The organism is Streptomyces sp. NPDC050147 (genome assembly GCF_040660195.1).
In the GTDB taxonomy this organism is placed as follows: Bacteria; Actinomycetota; Actinomycetes; order Streptomycetales; family Streptomycetaceae; genus Streptomyces.
This window is the reverse complement of the sequence record NZ_JBFALJ010000019.1, coordinates 157,208-174,743: the sequence shown is the minus strand read 5'-3', so window position 1 is coordinate 174,743 and position 17,536 is coordinate 157,208. Positions and strand designations below refer to the sequence as shown.

Sequence of the window (17,536 nt, the reverse complement as noted above, 5' to 3'; positions counted from 1 at the left end):
CGCTACTGCCCGGCGAGGCCGGTGTGGGCCACGCCGCTGACGATCTGGCGCTGGAAGAAGACGAAGACGATGATCAGAGGCAGGCCCGCCATGAGGCCGCCCGCCATCAGTTGCGCCCACTGGATGCCGTAGGAGTTCATGACGGTCGCGATGCCGTTCGGCATCGTCATCAGGTCGGGGTTGTTGGTCACCATGTACGGCCACAGGAAGTTGTTCCAGGACGCGATGAACGTGAAGATCCCGACGGCCGAGAGCGAGGGCCTGGACAGCGGCAGGACGATGGTGAAGAAGACCCGCCAGCGTCCGGCGCCGTCGATGTACGCGGCCTCTTCCAGCTCGTGCGGAATCGACTGGAAGAACTTGTAGAGGATGTACACCATCGCGGCGGGCGCGCACTGCGGCAGGATCATGCCCCAGTAGGTGTCGACCATCCCCATGGACTGGACGGTCGTGAAGAGCGGGACGCCGAGCACGGCCGGCGACACCATCAGGCCCGCCATCACGAGGCCGAGCAGCACGTTCTTGCCCCGGAACTCGGTGCGCGCGAAGCCGTATCCCGCGAGCGCGCTGACGAACACCACGACGAAGGTGACGCAGACCGAGACGACGAGTGAGTTCACGAACCAGTTGGTGATGTTGCCGGTCTCGAAGAGCGCTTTCCACGCCTGACCCGTCCACTCCTCAGGCACCCAGTGGGTGGGCACCTCGACGGCTTCGGTCTCCGACTTCAGGGACGTGAACAGGGCCCACAGCAGCGGTGTCATCCACAGCGCGGAGACGAGGACGCCGAGCGCCGTGAGCACGATCTGGCTCGGGGTCCACTTCTTCTTCCGGCTCTTCGAGCTGTTCTTGGGTACGACGACGGCCGTGCTCATCGCACGCCCTCCTCACGCTTGCGCAGGAGCCACATCCGGCCGAGGGCGACGGCCGCGATGAGCACGAAGAAGATGATGGAGATCGCCGAGGCGTAGCCCACGCGGTAGGCGGTGAAGCCCTCCTCGAGCGTGTACTGGACGAACGTGCGGGTGCTTTCCTCGGGACCGGGGCCGAAGTCCTGCATCACCACGGCCTGGTCGAAGACCTGGAGCGAGGCGAGGATCTGCAGCGTGAGCACCAGGCCGGTGATGTTGCGCAGCATGGGCAGGGTGATGTGCACCATCCGCTGCCAGGCGCCCGCGCCATCGAGCTCGGCGGCCTCGTACAGATGCCGCGGGATGTTCTGCAGGGCCGCGAGGAAGAGCAGGAAGCTGAAGCCGACCGTCCACCACAGGGTGGTGATGACGACGGCGAGCATGGCGGTGGACTTCTGGGTCAGCCAAGGCGTGTCGAGGCCGAAGACGTGGTTGATCATTCCGGTGCCCGGGTTGAACAGCCACTGCCACAGGTTGCCCGCGACCGTCGACGGCAGCAGGAAGGGGGCGAAGAAGCACAGCCGCCACAGCCATTTGGCGCGCTCGATGTGGTGGGCGAGCATCGCGAGGAGGAAGGCGAGAACGACGATGCAGGGCACCACGAGCAGGGTGAAGTACGCGCTGTGGCCGAGCGAGTCCCACAGGAGCGGGCTGTCGAGGGCTTCGCGGTAGTTGTCGAGGCCCACGAAGCGTGCGCCCGTGCCGGAGATGTTGGCGTCGGTGAAGCTCAGCCACAGGCCGCGGCCGATCGGGAGCAGCACGAACAGCGCGAACAGGACGAGGAACGGTGCGACGAACCAGCCGCCGTGCTGCACACGGCGGGTCAGCCGGGCCCGCAGCGAGTCGGCGTCCGCCGCGGGGGCGGGGCGTACGGCGGCCGGGGCGACGGCGGTTTCGACGGCGCTCATGCGGCGGACCCTCCCTCGGTGGCGGCTCTGCCTTCCATGGGGTTCTCCATCGCGACCAGCTTTTCGAGTACGTCCTTCATGCGCCGCGCGGTGGCGTCGGGCTTGGCGGAGCCGACGTTGGAGGAGGCGACGACCGGGCCGATGCGCTGGGCGAGGAGTCCGGTGGAGCCCGCGAACCAGGCGGGGGGTTCGACCGCCATGTGGTCCATGGCCGAGACGTACTCGGACTGCGGTTTGAGTGCCAGGTACTTCTTGTCGTCCAGCGTCGGCAGGTAGGCGGGGATGTGGCCGCCGCGTGCCCAGGCGGTGGCGTTCTTGACGACGTACGCGGCCAGTTGGTGTGCGCCCTCGTTGGTGGGGCCGCCGCGCTGCGACTGGTGGGGCAGGACGAAGCAGTGCGACTCGGTGTGCGTCGCGGGCTCGCCGAAGACGGGCGGCAGCGGGGTCGCGCCGTACTTCAGCTTCGCGCCGCTGAAGACGGGCACCGACCAGTTGCCCTCCCAGGTGAAGGCGGAGCCGTTGACGAAGGACTCGGCATCGGCGATGCCGATCGCGGTGGAGTAGCCGTCGGTGAGGTGCTGCCGCAGGAACTCCAAAACCTGGGTTGCCTTGTCGGTGTCGAGGGTGACGTCCCGGCCGTCGGCGCTGAGGCAGGTGCCGCCGAGCTGGGTGTAGAAGGACAGGAAGAACCACCAGGAGAAGTTCGGTTCGTCGGCCTTGATGCCGATGGTGTGGACATCGCCCTTGACGGCCTTCTTCGCGGCCTTGAGCGCCTTGAACCAGTCCTCGGGCGAGGTGACCTTCGCCAGGTCGCCGCCCGCGTCGAGCAGCCCGGCCTTCGCGCACACGTCCCGGCGGTAGAAGCAGAGCTGGGTGTGGATGTCGAGGGGCAGGCCGTACAGCTTGCCGTCGACCACGGCGCGCTTCCACAGCACCGGGTCGAAGTCCGCCTCGCGCACCCCGTACTTGGCGAGCAGCCGCACGTCCCAGGGGTCGAGCAGCTGTCCGGGAGCGAAGCCGGGTATCCGGCCCAGGTGCATCACCGCGAGGTCGGGCGCGCGGTTCCCCGCCGCGGCCATGGCGAGCTTGGTGTAGTACGGATTGCCCCACTGGAGCGTCGAGTCCTTGACGTCGGTCCGGGGGTGCGCGGCGCGGAAGGCGTCCAGCATGGCGATCATGTTGGCGCCGTCGCCGCCGGAGAAGAGATTCCAGTAGCGGACCCGTACGTCCGCGTCCGACGCGATCGCGGACGCGCTGCGGTTCGCGGCGGCGAGTCCGAAGCTGCCCGCGACGGCGAGTGCTCCGATACCGCCGAGCACTCCTCGTCGGCTCGGGAGGGGTGGTGACATTGCGGCTCACTTCTGTTCGATATTTCGAATGCTGCTCGCAACTTCGAACGGGACCGTAAGGTCCAGCGCGGGGTCAGTCAACGGTTCGGACAGAGCCGAGGGTGAAGTCCCGGGTATTCACCTGCAGTTGTTCGAGATCACGAACCCCGGAGGCCACCTTGGCCACTTCCTGCGCAATGCGTTGACGCGTCGCTGTCCGCTGCCTAAGTTGCGTTCGACCTACAGATCAACGTTCGATATTCCGCACAAGAAACTGGGGTACGCATGGCACGCAGACGATGGCCGCTCGGGCTCACCCTGGGGGCCCTGCTCGCCGGAACGCTCGCCGCGGGGCCAGGCGCCGCGGCCGAACCCACCGACTACACCATCGACGTCGACGCGAGCCGCACCGGAGCGAAGATCGACGACTCGATGTACGGCGTCTTCTACGAGGACATCAACCGCGCGGCGGACGGCGGCCTCTACGCCGAGCTCGTCCAGAACCGCTCCTTCGAGTACTCCACGGCCGACAACACCGCCTACACGCCGCTGACCTCATGGGAGACGTCCGGCACCGCCAAGGTGGTGAACGACGACGGCCGCCTGCATGCCCGCAACCGCAACTACCTCTCCCTGGCGGGCGGTTCCTCCGTCACCAACTCCGGCTACAACACCGGCATCGCGGTCGCCAAGGGCAAGCGCTACGACTTCTCCCTCTGGGCCCGCACCAGCGGATCGGACAAGGCTCCGCTGACCCTCTCCCTGCGCGACGCCTCCGGCGAACTGGCCCCGGCCCGCCGTGTCACCGCGCGGGGCGGCTGGGCGAAGTACAAGGCCACCTTCACCGCGAGCCGCACCTCGGCCACCGGCCGGCTCGCGGTCGCGTCGGGCGCACCCGTCTCCCTGGACGAGATCTCCCTCTTCCCGCGCGACACCTACAAGGGGCGCGAGAACGGCCTGCGCAAGGACCTCGCCGAGAAGGTCGCCGACCTGGACCCCGGCTTCCTGCGCTTCCCCGGCGGGTGCCTGGTCAACACCGGCTCCCACGAGGCGTACGACGAGAAGTCCGGCTGGCAGCGCAAGCGCTCCTACCAGTGGAAGGACACCATCGGGCCGGTCGAGCAGCGCGCCACCAATGCCAACTTCTGGGGCTACAACCAGAGTTACGGCCTCGGCTACTACGAGTACTTCCAGTTCGCCGAGGACACCGGCGCCATGCCGCTGCCCGTCGTACCCGCTCTGGTGACCGGCTGCGGCCAGAACAAGGCCACCGACGACCCGGCCCTGCTCAAGCGGCACATCCAGGACACCCTGGACCTCATCGAGTTCGCCAACGGTCCGGCGACGAGCGAGTGGGGCAAGAAGCGGGCGGCGATGGGCCACCCCAAGCCCTTCCGCCTCACCCACCTGGAGGTCGGCAACGAGGAGAACCTCCCGGAGGAGTTCTTCGCGCGCTTCAAGGAGTTCCGGGCGGCCATCGAGGCGAAGCACCCGGACATCACCGTCATCTCCAACTCGGGTCCGGACGACAGTGGTTCGGTGTTCGACAAGGCCTGGCAGCTCAACCGTGACGCGGACGTCGCCATGGTCGACGAGCACTACTACAACAGCCCGCAGTGGTTCCTGGAGAACAACGACCGCTACGACTCCTACGACCGAAAGGGCCCCGAGGTCTTTCTCGGCGAGTACGCCTCGCAGGGCAACAAGTTCTCCAACGCCCTGTCCGAAGCGGCCTTCATGACCGGCCTCGAGCGCAACGCCGACATCGTGAAGCTGGCCTCGTACGCCCCGCTGCTCGCCAACGAGGACTACGTGCAGTGGAAGCCGAACATGATCTGGTACGACAACGACCAGTCATGGGGTTCGGCCAACTACGAGGCGCAGAAGCTCTTCATGCGCAACGTGGGCGACGAGGTCGTGCCGTCCACGGCCTCCGGCACCCCCGCCACGTCCGGCCCCATCACCGGAGCCGTCGGCCTCTCCACCTGGGCGACCAGCGCCGCGTACGACGACGTGTCGGTCACCGGCGCCGACGGCAAAACGCTCCTGTCCGACGACTTCTCCGCCGGTGACAGTCAGTGGAGCAAGGCGGCGGACAAGGGCACCTGGGCCGTCCAGGACGGCGCGTACGTCCAGACCGACGAGGCCGCGGAGAACACGCTGGTCACGGCGGGCGACAAGAGCTGGCAGAACTACGACCTGAACGTGAAGGCCACCAAGAAGTCCGGCAAGGAGGGCTTCATGGTCGCTTTCGGGGTCAAGGACACCGGCAACCATTACTGGTGGAACCTGGGCGGCTGGAACAACACCCAGTCGGCCGTAGAGAAGACCGTCGACGGTGCGAAGCAGACCATGATCCAGGACACGACGGCCATCGAGACGGGCCGCAGCTACGACCTGCGCGTCGAGGTGCGCGGGCGTCAGGTGACCCTCTTCCTCGACGGCAAGAAGTGGGGCTCTTTCACGGACGACAAGCCGGCCGAGCCGTTCCGCCAGGTCGTCACTCGCGACAAGGCCACCGGTGATCTCATCGTCAAGGTGGTCAACGCCCAGGGCGCGGATGCCCGCACCAAGATCGGTCTCGGCCCGGCGACGAAGGTGCGCTCGACCGCGAAGGTGACCACGCTCGCCGCCGACCCGGCCGCGGAGAACACGAAGGACGCGACACCGGTCAAGCCGGTGACCTCGACGTTCAAGGGCGTCTCCGACACGTTCTCATACACGTTCCCGGCGAACTCGATCACTTTCATGAGGATCAGGACCGACTGAGCGCCCACCGGGCACAAACACGAGCATGCCTGGTCAAACGGGTGGTGACAGGGCCTTCGGGGGGTTCGGTTGGCGGGTGAGGACAAGGCAATGACAGGATGAGGACCATGACAATCAAGGCTTATTTCGACATCACCATCGACGGCAAGCCCGAGGGCCGCATCACGTTCAACCTCTTCGACGACGTCGTGCCGAAGACCGCGGAGAACTTCCGCGCGCTCGCCACCGGCGAGAAGGGCTTCGGCTACGCGGGCTCGAAGTTCCACCGCGTCATCCCGGACTTCATGCTCCAGGGCGGCGACTTCACCGCCGGCAACGGCACCGGTGGCAAGAGCATCTACGGCGCCAAGTTCCCCGACGAGAACTTCCAGCTCAAGCACACCAAGCCTGGCCTGCTCTCGATGGCCAACGCCGGCCCCGACTCGAACGGCTCGCAGTTCTTCATCACCACGGTCGTCACGAGCTGGCTCGACGGCAAGCACGTGGTCTTCGGTGAGGTCGCGGACGAGGAGAGCATGGCCCTCGTCAAGAAGATCGAGAGCTTCGGCTCGCAGTCCGGCGCCACCAAGGCCGAGATCGCCATCTCCGCCTCGGGCACCCTCTAGCACTCGGTGCATGAGCCCCCGCCCCTCCGGGGCGGGGGCTCACCCGCTGTACCGCGAGACCGGTGAGTCGGTACTGGCAGGCCCACCTGCCCGTACGTGAGGCGCCGACCGTCACGGGGCACGCCATGCGCCAAGTACCTCACCGGCGGTGTCGGCGCACGTCACGAGGGCGAAGCGTTCGGCGAGCCGTTCGAGCTGCCGCCGGACCGGGCGTACGCGGAGACCTGCGCGGCCATCGCCTCCGTGCAGTGATCCTGGCGGATGGCCCTGCTCACGGGCGAGACCCGCCGTCACCACTGCCGGTCATCGCCGCTCGGACGAGGCACCGACCCCGCCCCTCCTGCCCCACGGGTTGAGCGCACTCTCACCCGCGTACGTATGTACGGGAGACACCACCCTCCCCCACCCGGAGGCCTCTCATGGCAGACGCGGGCAACGTCACCGCCCTCTTCCGCGCGTCGACCGCGCACAGCCCCTCGTACTCCGCGCTGAACAGGGCGGGGGCGGACAGCGGGCGGCCGCTCGTCGACTTCTGCATCCCGTGCAATCCGTACTTCCCCACTCCCGAGATGTACGAGGAACTCGGCGGGCGGCTGCGGGACATCCTCACGTACTACCCCAGCGGCGCGGACACCATCACAGCCGAGCTCAGTGCCGTGTTCGGGCTCAATCCGCAGACCGTCGTGATGGGCAACGGGTCGACCGAACTCATCACGTGGATCGACCACTTGCTGGTGCGGGACGCGCTCGCCGTGCCCGTGCCGACGTTCGGGCGGTGGACCGATCAGTCGATGGAGACCGGCAAGCGCGTCGACATGTTCCTGCTTCCGGAGGCCGACGGCTTCGTTCTCGACCCGGCGGCCTTCGTCGACTTCGTACGGGCCCGCGGCTCCCGCACCGCGGTCGTCTGCAACCCCAACAACCCGGACGGGGGCATGCTTCCGCGCCGCTCCGTGCTCGCGCTGCTCGACGCGCTCCAGGACCTCGATCTTGTCGTGGTGGACGAGTCCTTCCTGGAGTTCGCCGACGCGGGACCCGAGTCGAGCGTCGCCGACGAGGCGGTTCTGCGGCCCAACGTCATCGTGCTGCGCAGCCTCGGCAAGAACTTCGGTCTGCACGGCGTGCGCTTCGGCTATCTCGTCGCCAATCCGGGCCTGGCCGGCCGGGTGCGCGCCGCGCTGCCGAAGTGGAACCTCAACTCTTTCGCGGAGGCCGTGGTGTTCATGCTGAGACAGCACCGCCACGCCTACGAGCTGAGCCTGCGGCAGGTACGTCGCGACCGGCAGGAGATGATCTGGCACCTCGGCCGGCTTCCCGGGCTCACCAGCTATCCCTCGCAGGGCAATTTCGTGTACGTGCGGCTGCCCGACGGGGTGGACGGGGCGGTCCTGCGGGACCGGCTGCTCGCGGAGCACGGCATCCTGGTGCGCGAGTGCGGCAACAAGATCGGCAGCTCCAGCCGCTTCCTGCGCCTGGTGGTCCGCCCGCCGGTCGACGTACAGCCCCTGATCAGCGGAGTCGAACAGGCCCTGTACGCGACCGGGGACGGCGGGCTCCTGCCGGTCCCCTACGGCTCGGGGAACCCGGCGGTGGACCGTCTTGTGATGCGGGCCTGAGTCCGCCGGCTCAACGGTGCGCGAACGCGCTCATCGCCTCGGTGGGCGCGCCGTCGTAGTCGAAGAGCGCCTGGTTCTCCCAGCCGTTGCCCGTGGAGGGGTCCGCGGGGTCCCAGCCGTTTCCGTCGACGGCGGTCCACGTGGCGTCCCACCAGAAGACGCCCAGGCCGCGACCTGCCGGGACCGCCTCCACGACGCTCTGGATGTCACGGAACCAGGCCGCCTGGCCCGCCTCGGTGGCGGGATAGCCGCCGACGAGTTCCTCGGTCTTGTCGATGACGTTCTCCCAGCCGTCGTCGCTGTCCAGGCGGAAGGGGTAGGCGGTCTCGGCGACGAAGAGCGGCTTGGCGTAGCGCGCCGCGAGGTCGTCGAGGTTGGCCTGGAGGTCGGTGAGCGCGCCGTGCCAGTAGCCGTAGAAGGAGAGGCCGATGACGTCGAAGGGCACGCCGCGCGAGACCGCGTTGTCGAACCAGGCGCGGTACAGGGCGTTGTCGCCGCCGTTGGCGAGGTGGAGGGCGACCCGCGTGCGCGACGAGACGGCCTTGGCGGCCTGTGCGCCGGCGGTCAGAAGACCTGCCAGCTGCGACCAGTTGCCGGTCGAGCCGGTGGGCCACAGCATGCCGCCGTTCAGTTCGTTGCCGATCTGCACCATGTCCGCGGTGGTGCCCTGCGCCTTGAGGGCGTTCAGGACGTCGTACGTGTGGTCGTGGACGTCGGTCTTCAGCTGGGCGTACGAGTGTCCCGACCAGGCCGAAGGGATCGTCTGGGCACCCGGGTCGGTCCAGGTGTCGGAGTAGTGGAAGTCGACGAGGAGCTTCATGCCCCGCGCCTTGACGCGCTTGGCCACGGCGAGAACGCGGGCCTTGTCGCAGTAGCCGTCGGCGGGGTCGACCCACACGCGCAGGCGGGCGTAGTTCATGCCGGCGGACCGGAGCACGGCGAGGGCGTCGGCCGTGGCGCCTGATCCGGTGCGGTAGACGCCGCCGAAGTCCTCGCTCTTCTTGAGCGAGGAGATGTCGGCGCCCTTGACGGACAGGCCGGTTGAGCCGGGCGTGAGCGTGATGTCGTCGAAGTTGGCCCAGTTCCCCGCGTTCGCGTCGGAGTACAGGCGGACGGTGCAGGCGTTGCCCGTCACCTTGACCGAGGTGACGAGGCGGAGCCATTTGCCGTTCGGGGTGGGCGGCAGCTCGGTGCGCTGTTCGCTGGAACCGCTCTTGAGCGCCAGGTAGGCCGAGTTCTGGCCGCCGCTGGAACGGACCCAGGCGGTGAGCGTGTACGTGCCGTCGGCGAGACCGGTGAGGTACTGGTACGTCTCGACCTTGTACGCCGAAGCCGACCAGTGCGCCAGGCGTCGGCCCCCGGTACGGCCGCCCGCCTCGGCGAAGGAGGCGCCGGTGGCGCCGTAGGTGCTCCAGCCGGTGGCGCCGTTCTCGAAGCCCCCGTTGGTGAGGGTGGACGCGGCGCTCGCGGACCGGGTGGGCAGCGCCATGACGGCGGCGCCTCCCAGTGCTGCTGCCAGGACTGCTCTGCGGGTGGTGCTGCCTGAGCTGAATGTTCCGTTTCCGTGCATCGTCGATGTCCCTTCGACTCGGCGGTACGGGGGAATGGCGGGCGTTGTGCGGAGAGGGCGGAGTCAGCCGTCGAGGCGTACGACCCGGACGGTGCCCGCGGGCACCGCGAGGCGGCCCGCGGCCCGTTCGCCGGTGAGGAGTTCGGTGCCATGGGCGTCGAGCGGCACCTTCGCGTCGGACTCGGTGTGGTTGATGGCGAAGAGGTAGGTGCCGCTGTCGCCCTGCCGGGTCACCACCTCGACGTCACGCGGGAGTTCGGGCCGCTCGGTGATGCCGGCGTCGGCGCAGGCGGTGGCGAGCAGGGCGTCGAGATCGCGGGCGGTCAGGCGCGTGGAGACGTACCAGGCGGTGCCCTCCCCGAGCTGGTTACGGGTGACGGCGGGGCGCCCCGCGGCCAGGCCGTCCGCATACGTCCACACCGTCTCGGCGCCGCGCTCCACGACGAACTCCGTCCATACGTCCGCGGTGAGTTCGGCGCCGTCGGGGCCCGCGACACGCACCGTCTGACCGTCGAGCAGCGGTGAGAACTCCTCGACGGTCAGACCGAGTACGTCGCGCAGGGCACCGGGGCAGGGCCCGGGGTGCACGGCGTCGTGCTCGTCGACGATGCCGGAGAAGTAGGAGACGAGGAGGGTGCCGCCGCGCGCCACGTACTCCTTGAGGTTGCGCGCCGCGGCCTGTGTCGCCAGGTACAGGGCGGGCACGACGACCAGGGGGTATGCCGACAGGTCGGCCTCGGGGTGGGCGAAGTCGACGGTGAGGTGGCGGTCGTACAGAGCCTCGTAGAACGTGTCGGCGCGCTCCCGTGCGTCGTGGTCCTCGCTGGGCCGCCACTGCAGGGACTGCGCCCACCAGGAGTGCCAGTCCCACAGCATGGCCACGTCGGCGGTGGTCCGCGTACCTTTCAGCGGCGCCAACTCGCCCACGGCGGCGCCCAGTTCCACGACCTCGCGCCAGACTCGGGAGTCCGTTCCGGCGTGCGGCAGCATCGCCGAGTGGAACTTCTCCGCGCCGCGCCGCGACTGCCGCCACTGGAAGAACAGGGCCCCCTCGGAGCCGCGCGCGACATGGGCCAGGGAGTTGCGGGCCATCTGCCCCGGTGCCTTGGCGGGGTTGCGGGGCTGCCAGTTGACGCCGGAGGTGGAGTGTTCCAGAAGCAGCCAGGGGGCGCCGCCCGCGACGGAGCGGGTGAGGTCGGCGGCCATGGCGAGGTTGACGTGGGTGCGGCGGCCGTCGGTGATCAGGTAGTGGTCGTTGGTGACGAGGTCGACCTCGCGGCCCCAGGCCCAGTAGTCCAGGGAGTCGCACTGGCTGAGCGCGGTCATGAAGTTGGTGGTGACGGGGGTGCCGGGGGCGAGGCGGTGCAGGATGTCGCGTTCGCGCACGAAGTTCTCGCGCAGGGTCGCGTCGGCGAACCGGCGGTAGTCCAGGGCCTGTGCGGGGTTGCCGACCGTGGGGGTGATGCGCGGCGGCTCGATCTCCTCGAAGGAACCGTAGCGCTGACCCCAGAACGCCGTGCCCCAGGCCTCGTTGACCGCCTCCACGTTCCCGTACGCCGACTGGAGCCAGCCCCGGAAGTGGGTGGCGCAGGACGCGCAGTAGCAGGCGGAGACCGGCACCCCGTACTCGTTGTGGACGTGCCACATGGCGAGCGCGGGGTGCTCGGCGTACCGGCGGGCGAGCTGCTCGGTGATGGCGGCGGACGCCTCGCGGTAGGCCGTGTTGCTGTGGCAGATGGCGCCTCGTGAGCCGAACTCGTAACGCACGCCCTCGGCGGTGACGGGCAGGGCGTCGGGGTGCGCGCGGTAGAACCAGGCGGGCGGCGCTACCGTCGGGGTGCCGAGGTCGGCGCGGATGCCGTTCTCGTGCAGGAGGTCCAGGATCCGGTCGAGCCAGCCGAACTCATAGCTGCCGGGCGCCGGTTCGAGCAGGGACCAGGAGAAGATCCCGAGGCTCACCATCGTGACGCCGGCCTCGCGCATCAGCGCCACGTCCTCGTGCCAGACGGTTTCCGGCCACTGCTCCGGGTTGTAGTCCCCACCGAAGGCGAGCCCGGTCAGGCCCGTGGGGGTGTTCTCCGGCATGGATTTCTCCCGAGTCGTCGATCAAATGGGAACGTGCACACACACTTTCGCGGTTCTGAGTTCAACATAACCGCACAGCAACAACCATTGACAAGTGTCCTGGATGTTTCTCTACTGTGAACGCTCACAGACGTGGCCCAGCCGCTCGACGCAGTCGGCACAGCCACCCGGTAAGGGGAGACCATCCATGCCGTTCACGAAGCACCGCCGCTTCCACGCCACTTCGCTCGCCCTCGCACTCGGCGCCGCCACCCTCACCGCGTGCGGCTCATCGGACGACGGGGGCCAGGCGGAATCGGGTCCCGCCTCCCTGACGTACTGGGCCTGGACGCCCGGCATGGACAAGGTCGTCGACCTGTGGAACGAGGGTCCCGGCAAGAAGGAACAGATCAAGGTCACGGTCAAGAAGCAGGCCTCCGGCGACACCCTGGTCACCAAGATCCTCACCGCCCACAAGGCGAAGAAGGCCCCCGACCTCGTCCAGGCCGAGTACCAGGCCCTGCCGACCCTGGTCAGCAACGACGCGCTCGCCGACATATCGGGTGAAGTGGGCAAGGTGGAGGGTGAGTTCCCCCAGGGCGTCTGGCAGCAGACGACGCTCGGCTCGGACGCGGTGTACGCGGTGCCGCAGGACTCGGGGCCGATGATGTTCTACTACCGCGCCGACCTCTTCAAGAAGTACGACCTCAAGGTGCCCGCCACCTGGGACGAGTTCGCGAAGACCGCCCGCGCGCTGAAGAAGAAGGCTCCTGACAAGGAGCTCACCACGTTCTCCGCGAACGACTCCGGGCTCTTCGCGGGCCTCGCCCAGCAGGCGGGCGCCAAGTGGTGGACCACCAAGGGCGAGAAGTGGAAGGTCGGCATCGACGACGACGCCACCCGCAGGGTCGCCGACTTCTGGGGCGGTCTCGTCAAGGAGGGCGCCATCGACAACCAGCCGATGTACACCCCCGCCTGGAACAAGGCCCTCAACACCGGCAAGCAGATCGCCTGGGTGAGCGCCGTCTGGGCGCCCGGCACCCTCACCACGGCCGCCCCCGACACCAAGGGCAAGTGGGCCATGGCCCCGCTGCCGCAGTGGTCCAAGGGCCGAGCCACCACCGGGAGCTGGGGCGGCTCCTCGACCGCCGTCACCACCGACAGCGATCACAAGGCCGCTGCCGCCAAGTTCGCCGCCTGGCTGAACACCGACCCGAAGGCACTCGACGCGCTCGCCAAGGAAGGCGGCATCTATCCCGCCGCCACCGCGGCCCAGACCAGCGGCGCGTTCGCCCAGCCCCCGGCCTTCTTCGCCGGCCAGAAGGACTTCTACCCGCAGGCCGCCGAGATCGCGAAGACCGCGGCGCCCGGCGCCTGGGGCCCGAACGTGAACGTCGCCTACACCACCTTCAAGGACGCCTTCGGCTCGGCCGCCAAGAACAAGTCCGACTTCCGCGGCGCCCTGAACACCATGCAGGACGCCACCGTCGCCGACCTCAAGAAGCAGGGCTTCGGAGTCGCGCCGTGACCACCGCACGACCCGCAAGCCCCCGCCGCGGGAAGTCGTACGGGGTCAAGAGCGCCCCGTACGCGTTCCTGCTCCCCGCCACGCTGCTCTTCGCGCTCTTCTTCGCGCTGCCCATCGGCTACGCGCTCTGGCTCAGTCTGCACAAGGTCGAAGTGCAGGGCCTCGGCCTCGGCAAGGACGCCCGCCGCGAGGTCTGGGCCGGGATCGGCAACTACACCGACGCGCTCACCGACTCCGAACTCCTGCACGGCACACTGCGCGTACTCGGCTACGGCGCCATCGTCATCCCGGTGATGCTCGGCCTCGCCCTGCTCTTCGCGCTGCTCCTGGACACCGAGCGGGTGCGCCTCACTCCCTTCACGCGCCTCGCGATCTTCCTGCCGTATGCCGTGCCCGGGGTCATCGCCGCGCTCCTGTGGGGGTTCCTCTACCTTAGGGACGTCAGCCCCTTCTTCTTCGTCCTCGACAAGCTGGGCCTGCCCCAGCCCGACCTGCTCGACGGCGGCCCGCTCTACCTCGCGCTCTCGAACATCGCGGTCTGGGGCGGTACCGGCTTCAACATGATCGTCATCTACACCTCGCTGCGGGCCATCCCGGCCGAAGTCCACGAGGCGGCGAAGCTGGACGGCTGCTCACAGCTGCAGATCGCGCTGCGGATCAAGATCCCGATGGTGGCGCCCTCACTGGTGCTCACGTTCTTCTTCTCGATCATCGCGACACTCCAGGTGTTCAGCGAACCCACCACCCTCAAGCCGCTCACCAACTCCGTCTCCACCACCTGGAGTCCGCTGATGAAGGTGTACCAGGACGCCTTCGGCAAGGGCGACATCAACTCGGCGGCGGCCACCGCCGTGATCATCGCGGTCGCCACGCTCGTCCTGTCCTTCGGGTTCCTGCGCGCCGCGAACTCCCGTACGAAGAAGGAGGCGAATCCATGAGTTCGCCGAATGCGCCGAGTACGCTCGCCGTCCGCAAGTCAGCACCCGCCGCGGGCACCACCCCCGGCACCGCGCAGGGACCGCCCGCGCCCCGCCGCATCGCCGTCCTGCCGACCGCCGTGCTGCTGCTCGGGGCCCTGTACTGCCTGCTGCCCGTGGTCTGGGTGGTGATCGCCTCCACCAAGTCGGGCCGCGAGCTGTTCTCCACGTTCACGTTCTGGCCCGGCAGCGGCTTCGCCGACAACGTCACGGACCTCTCCGCCTACCGCGACGGCATCTACTGGCGGTGGATGGGCAACTCCGCGCTCTACGCGGGCCTCGGCGCGCTCCTGTCCACGGCCGTCTCCGCGATCAGCGGATACGCCCTCGCGATCTACCGCTTCCGCGGTCGCGAGACCGTCTTCAACATCCTCCTGGCGGGCGTCCTGATGCCCCCGGTGATCCTGGCCGTCCCGCAGTATCTCCTCCTCGCGAAGGCCGACCTCACCGACTCGTACGCCTCGGTCCTGATGCCGCTGATCCTCTCCCCCTACGGGGTGTATCTCGCCCGGATCTACGCCGCTTCGGCCGTGCCCGGCGATGTCGTCGAGGCGGGGCGGATGGACGGCGCCGGCGAATGGCGGATCTTCACGCGGATCGCGCTTCCGATGATGGTGCCGGGACTGGTGACGGTGTTCCTCTTCCAGTTCGTGGCGGTGTGGAACAACTTCCTGCTCCCCTACATCATGCTCAGCGACGACGAGAAGTTCCCCATCACCCTGGGCCTGTTCACGCTCCTGGAGCAGGGCTCCAACACCCCCGCGCTCTACACCCTCGTGATCACCGGCGCGCTGCTCGCCGTCGTACCGCTCATCGCCCTCTTCCTGGTCATCCAGCGCTTCTGGAGCCTCGACCTGCTGTCCGGAGCCGTAAAGTCGTGACCATGAACGCAACGGGGGGCAGGCGAAGGCCGCCGACGATCCACGACGTGGCCCGCGAGGCCGGCGTCTCGCGCGGCACGGTGTCCCGCGTCCTCAACGGCGGGCACTATGTGAGCCCTTCCGCGCAGGAGGCCGTGAACGCGGCCATCCGCAAGACCGGTTACGTCGTCAACCGGCACGCCCGCTCGCTGATCACCGGCCGCTCCGACTCGGTGGGCTTCCTCCTCACCGAACCGCAGGAGCGCTTCTTCGAGGACCCCAACTTCAATGTCCTGCTGCGGGGTTGCACGCAGGCGCTCGCCGCGCACGACATCCCGCTGCTCCTGATGCTGGCCGGCACCCCGGACGAGCGGCGCCGCATCATGCGCTACATCACCGCGGGTCACGTCGACGGGGTGCTCCTGGTCTCCAGCCACTCCGGCGACCCCGTCACGGACGAACTGCGGGATGCCGGGGTCCCCCTGGTGGCGTGCGGGAAGCCGATCGGCCAGGCGTCCAAGGTGAGCTATGTCGCCGCGGACGACCGGGACGGGGCTCGCGACATGGTGCGCCATCTGCTCTCCCTCGGGCGGCGCCGCGTCGGCACGGTGACCGGGCCGCTCGACACCCCCGGCGGTGTGGAACGGCTCGCGGGGTACCGGGAGATCCTCACCGAGGAGGGGATCGCGGTCGACGAGCGGCTCATCGCGTCCGGCGACTACAGCCGGGCGGGCGGTGAGGCCGCCGCTGCCCAGCTCCTGGGCCGGGCCCCGGACTTGGATGCCGTGTTCGTCGCCTCGGACCTCATGGCGCAGGGCGTTCTCACCGCCCTGAACCGCGCGGGCCGCCGCGTGCCTCAGGACGTCGCGGTCGGCGGCTTCGACGACTCGCCCGCCGCCCTGACCGCCCGCCCCGAGCTGACGACGGTCCGCCAGCCCTGGGACCGCATCAGCGCCGAGATGGTGCGGGTGCTGCTCGCCCAGATAAGCGGCGAGGACCCGGCCGCGGTCATCCTGCCGACAGAGCTCGTGATCCGCGGCTCGGCCTGACGTACGACGAGGCCGCGGAGGGCTTGCTCCACCGCGGCCGTGAGGGAGGGACCCGAACATGACCGACGCCTTGGCCGCCGGCGGGGACGATACCGTGAGGGCGGTGAAGAACTGGGCCGGGAACATCACCTTCTCGGCCCGTGAGCTGCACCGGCCCACGTCGCCGTCCGCCCTGCGGGCGCTCGTCGCGGGCAGCCGGCGGGTGCGGGTGCTCGGCAGCGGCCACTCGTTCAACCGGATCGCCGACGTGGACGGCGACGGCCCGGACACGGCCCTGGTGTCGCTCAGCGCCCTCGCCCCGTCCATCGACGTGGACATCGCGGCGCGCACCGTGCGCGTCTCGGGTGGCGTGCGCTATGCCGAACTCGCCCGGCACATCGCGTCGTCGGGGCTCGCCCTGCCCAACATGGCCTCGCTTCCGCACATCTCGGTGGCCGGTTCGGTGGCCACCGGTACGCACGGCTCGGGGAACGGCAATCAGTCGCTGGCGGAGACCGTCCGCGCGGTGGAACTGGTGACCGCCGATGGGGAGACGGTCGTACTGAACCGCGGCGAGGACGGGTTCGACGGCTCCGTCGTCTCGCTCGGCGCGCTCGGCGTGGTCCTCGCCCTCACTCTCGGCCTGGAGCCGCACTTCGAGGTGAGCCAGCACGTGTTCGGCGAACTCCCCCTGGAGGGGCTCGACTTCGAGGCGGTGACGTCGGCGGCGTACAGCGTGAGTCTGTTCACGGACTGGCGCGGGCCGCGCTTCAACCAGGTGTGGCTCAAGCGGCGCGGTGAGGCCACGGTCGACTTCCCTTGGGCGAAGGCCGCGAGCGAACCGCGGCACCCGGTGCCGGGCATGCCCGCCGCCCACTGCACCGAGCAGCTGGGCGTGCCCGGCCCCTGGCACGAGCGACTGCCCCACTTCCGGGCCGAGTTCACGCCCAGCAGCGGCGCCGAGCTCCAGTCGGAGTATCTGCTGCCGCGCGAGCACGCCCTGGCAGCCCTGCACGCCTTGGACCGTCTCCGGCAGGAGGTGGCGCCCGTCCTCCAGGTGTGCGAGGTGCGTACGGTCGCCGCCGACACCCAGTGGCTCAGCCCCGCGCACGGCCGCGACACCGTGGCATTCCACTTCACGTGGGTGCCTGACGCGGCGGCCGTGCTCCCGGTGGTCGCGCGCGTCGAGGAGAGCCTGGCGCGGTTCGCGCCCCGGCCACACTGGGGCAAGGTGTTCGCCGCCGACCCCGCCGTGCTGGGCGACCGCTATCCGCACGCGGCCGATTTCGCCGCGCTCGCCGGCCGCCTCGACCCGGCGGGGAAGTTCCGCAACTCCTTCGTACGGCGTTTCCTCGGGCCGCGGGCCTAGGGT

13 protein-coding genes and 1 pseudogene are annotated in these 17,536 nt (G+C 69.1%); 9 read left to right on the top strand and 5 right to left on the bottom strand.

From position 1 onward, the window contains the following. Positions 1 to 2: 2 nt before the first annotated feature. The 3 genes from AB0I94_RS27205 to AB0I94_RS27195 are packed head-to-tail and all read right to left on the bottom strand — an operon-like array spanning position 3 to position 3,168. Entirely contained in the window at positions 3 to 875 is an 873-nt protein-coding gene (locus tag AB0I94_RS27205; protein WP_363312298.1) for a carbohydrate ABC transporter permease, read from the bottom strand. Beyond that, positions 872 to 1,819, bottom strand: coding sequence for a sugar ABC transporter permease (locus AB0I94_RS27200; RefSeq protein ID WP_363312297.1), 948 nt, complete (start codon positions 1,817 to 1,819; stop codon positions 872 to 874). Before AB0I94_RS27200 ends, AB0I94_RS27205 begins: the two co-directional genes overlap by 4 nt. Next, complete coding sequence (locus tag AB0I94_RS27195) at positions 1,816 to 3,168, bottom strand: extracellular solute-binding protein (protein ID WP_363312296.1); 1,353 nt, start codon at positions 3,166 to 3,168, stop codon at positions 1,816 to 1,818. The genes AB0I94_RS27200 and AB0I94_RS27195 overlap by 4 nt, the downstream gene beginning before the upstream one ends. A gap of 264 nt (positions 3,169 to 3,432) precedes the next feature. On the opposite strand from AB0I94_RS27195, the gene AB0I94_RS27190 reads away from it, so the two are divergent. The 4 genes and pseudogenes from AB0I94_RS27190 (at position 3,433) to AB0I94_RS27175 (ending at position 8,137) form a co-directional block, all read left to right on the top strand. Then, positions 3,433 to 5,916: an alpha-L-arabinofuranosidase C-terminal domain-containing protein gene (locus AB0I94_RS27190; protein WP_363312295.1), complete on the top strand. Its 2,484-nt coding sequence runs from the start codon at positions 3,433 to 3,435 to the stop codon at positions 5,914 to 5,916. A gap of 107 nt (positions 5,917 to 6,023) precedes the next feature. Beyond that, positions 6,024 to 6,521 carry a peptidylprolyl isomerase gene (locus AB0I94_RS27185; RefSeq protein ID WP_363312294.1) on the top strand — a complete coding sequence of 166 codons (498 nt, stop codon included), beginning with the start codon at positions 6,024 to 6,026 and terminating at the stop codon, positions 6,519 to 6,521. 71 nt (positions 6,522 to 6,592) lie between these two features. Then, positions 6,593 to 6,770: pseudogene (locus AB0I94_RS27180) on the top strand (beta-L-arabinofuranosidase domain-containing protein); the annotation flags it as partial. Between the two features lie 170 nt (positions 6,771 to 6,940). Then, positions 6,941 to 8,137 (top strand): histidinol-phosphate transaminase, encoded by a 1,197-nt coding sequence (locus AB0I94_RS27175; RefSeq protein WP_363312293.1) that lies wholly within the window; start codon positions 6,941 to 6,943, stop codon positions 8,135 to 8,137. A gap of 10 nt (positions 8,138 to 8,147) precedes the next feature. On the opposite strand, the gene AB0I94_RS27170 is transcribed toward AB0I94_RS27175, so the two are convergent. Both AB0I94_RS27170 and AB0I94_RS27165 read right to left on the bottom strand, forming a co-directional pair. Continuing rightward, positions 8,148 to 9,626 (bottom strand): glycosyl hydrolase 53 family protein, encoded by a 1,479-nt coding sequence (locus tag AB0I94_RS27170; protein WP_363312292.1) that lies wholly within the window; start codon positions 9,624 to 9,626, stop codon positions 8,148 to 8,150. Between the two features lie 144 nt (positions 9,627 to 9,770). Continuing rightward, positions 9,771 to 11,792: a beta-galactosidase gene (locus AB0I94_RS27165; RefSeq protein WP_363312291.1), complete on the bottom strand. Its 2,022-nt coding sequence runs from the start codon at positions 11,790 to 11,792 to the stop codon at positions 9,771 to 9,773. 187 nt (positions 11,793 to 11,979) lie between these two features. On the opposite strand from AB0I94_RS27165, the gene AB0I94_RS27160 reads away from it, so the two are divergent. Genes AB0I94_RS27160 through AB0I94_RS27140 form a run of 5 tightly spaced genes read left to right on the top strand, consistent with a single transcriptional unit; the run spans position 11,980 to position 17,533 of the window. Then, a complete protein-coding gene (locus AB0I94_RS27160; RefSeq protein WP_363312290.1) occupies positions 11,980 to 13,299 on the top strand; it encodes an extracellular solute-binding protein in 1,320 nt (439 codons plus the stop codon). After that, positions 13,296 to 14,237 carry a sugar ABC transporter permease gene (locus tag AB0I94_RS27155; protein ID WP_363312289.1) on the top strand — a complete coding sequence of 314 codons (942 nt, stop codon included), beginning with the start codon at positions 13,296 to 13,298 and terminating at the stop codon, positions 14,235 to 14,237. Before AB0I94_RS27160 ends, AB0I94_RS27155 begins: the two co-directional genes overlap by 4 nt. Beyond that, positions 14,234 to 15,157, top strand: coding sequence for a carbohydrate ABC transporter permease (locus AB0I94_RS27150; protein WP_363312288.1), 924 nt, complete (start codon positions 14,234 to 14,236; stop codon positions 15,155 to 15,157). Before AB0I94_RS27155 ends, AB0I94_RS27150 begins: the two co-directional genes overlap by 4 nt. Beyond that, positions 15,154 to 16,185, top strand: coding sequence for a LacI family DNA-binding transcriptional regulator (locus tag AB0I94_RS27145; protein ID WP_363312287.1), 1,032 nt, complete (start codon positions 15,154 to 15,156; stop codon positions 16,183 to 16,185). Before AB0I94_RS27150 ends, AB0I94_RS27145 begins: the two co-directional genes overlap by 4 nt. A gap of 58 nt (positions 16,186 to 16,243) precedes the next feature. Beyond that, complete coding sequence (locus tag AB0I94_RS27140) at positions 16,244 to 17,533, top strand: FAD-binding protein (RefSeq protein ID WP_363312286.1); 1,290 nt, start codon at positions 16,244 to 16,246, stop codon at positions 17,531 to 17,533. Positions 17,534 to 17,536 lie beyond the last annotated feature (3 nt).

Coding starts and splice junctions, on each gene's coding strand:
- AB0I94_RS27205 (WP_363312298.1), bottom strand. CDS start 875: ATGAGCACGGCCGTCGTCGTACCCAAGAACAGCTCGAAGAGCCGGAAG.
- AB0I94_RS27200 (WP_363312297.1), bottom strand. CDS start 1,819: ATGAGCGCCGTCGAAACCGCCGTCGCCCCGGCCGCCGTACGCCCCGCC.
- AB0I94_RS27195 (WP_363312296.1), bottom strand. CDS start 3,168: ATGTCACCACCCCTCCCGAGCCGACGAGGAGTGCTCGGCGGTATCGGA.
- AB0I94_RS27190 (WP_363312295.1), top strand. CDS start 3,433: ATGGCACGCAGACGATGGCCGCTCGGGCTCACCCTGGGGGCCCTGCTC.
- AB0I94_RS27185 (WP_363312294.1), top strand. CDS start 6,024: ATGACAATCAAGGCTTATTTCGACATCACCATCGACGGCAAGCCCGAG.
- AB0I94_RS27175 (WP_363312293.1), top strand. CDS start 6,941: ATGGCAGACGCGGGCAACGTCACCGCCCTCTTCCGCGCGTCGACCGCG.
- AB0I94_RS27170 (WP_363312292.1), bottom strand. CDS start 9,626: ATGGCGCTGCCCACCCGGTCCGCGAGCGCCGCGTCCACCCTCACCAAC.
- AB0I94_RS27165 (WP_363312291.1), bottom strand. CDS start 11,792: ATGCCGGAGAACACCCCCACGGGCCTGACCGGGCTCGCCTTCGGTGGG.
- AB0I94_RS27160 (WP_363312290.1), top strand. CDS start 11,980: ATGCCGTTCACGAAGCACCGCCGCTTCCACGCCACTTCGCTCGCCCTC.
- AB0I94_RS27150 (WP_363312288.1), top strand. CDS start 14,234: ATGAGTTCGCCGAATGCGCCGAGTACGCTCGCCGTCCGCAAGTCAGCA.
- AB0I94_RS27140 (WP_363312286.1), top strand. CDS start 16,244: ATGACCGACGCCTTGGCCGCCGGCGGGGACGATACCGTGAGGGCGGTG.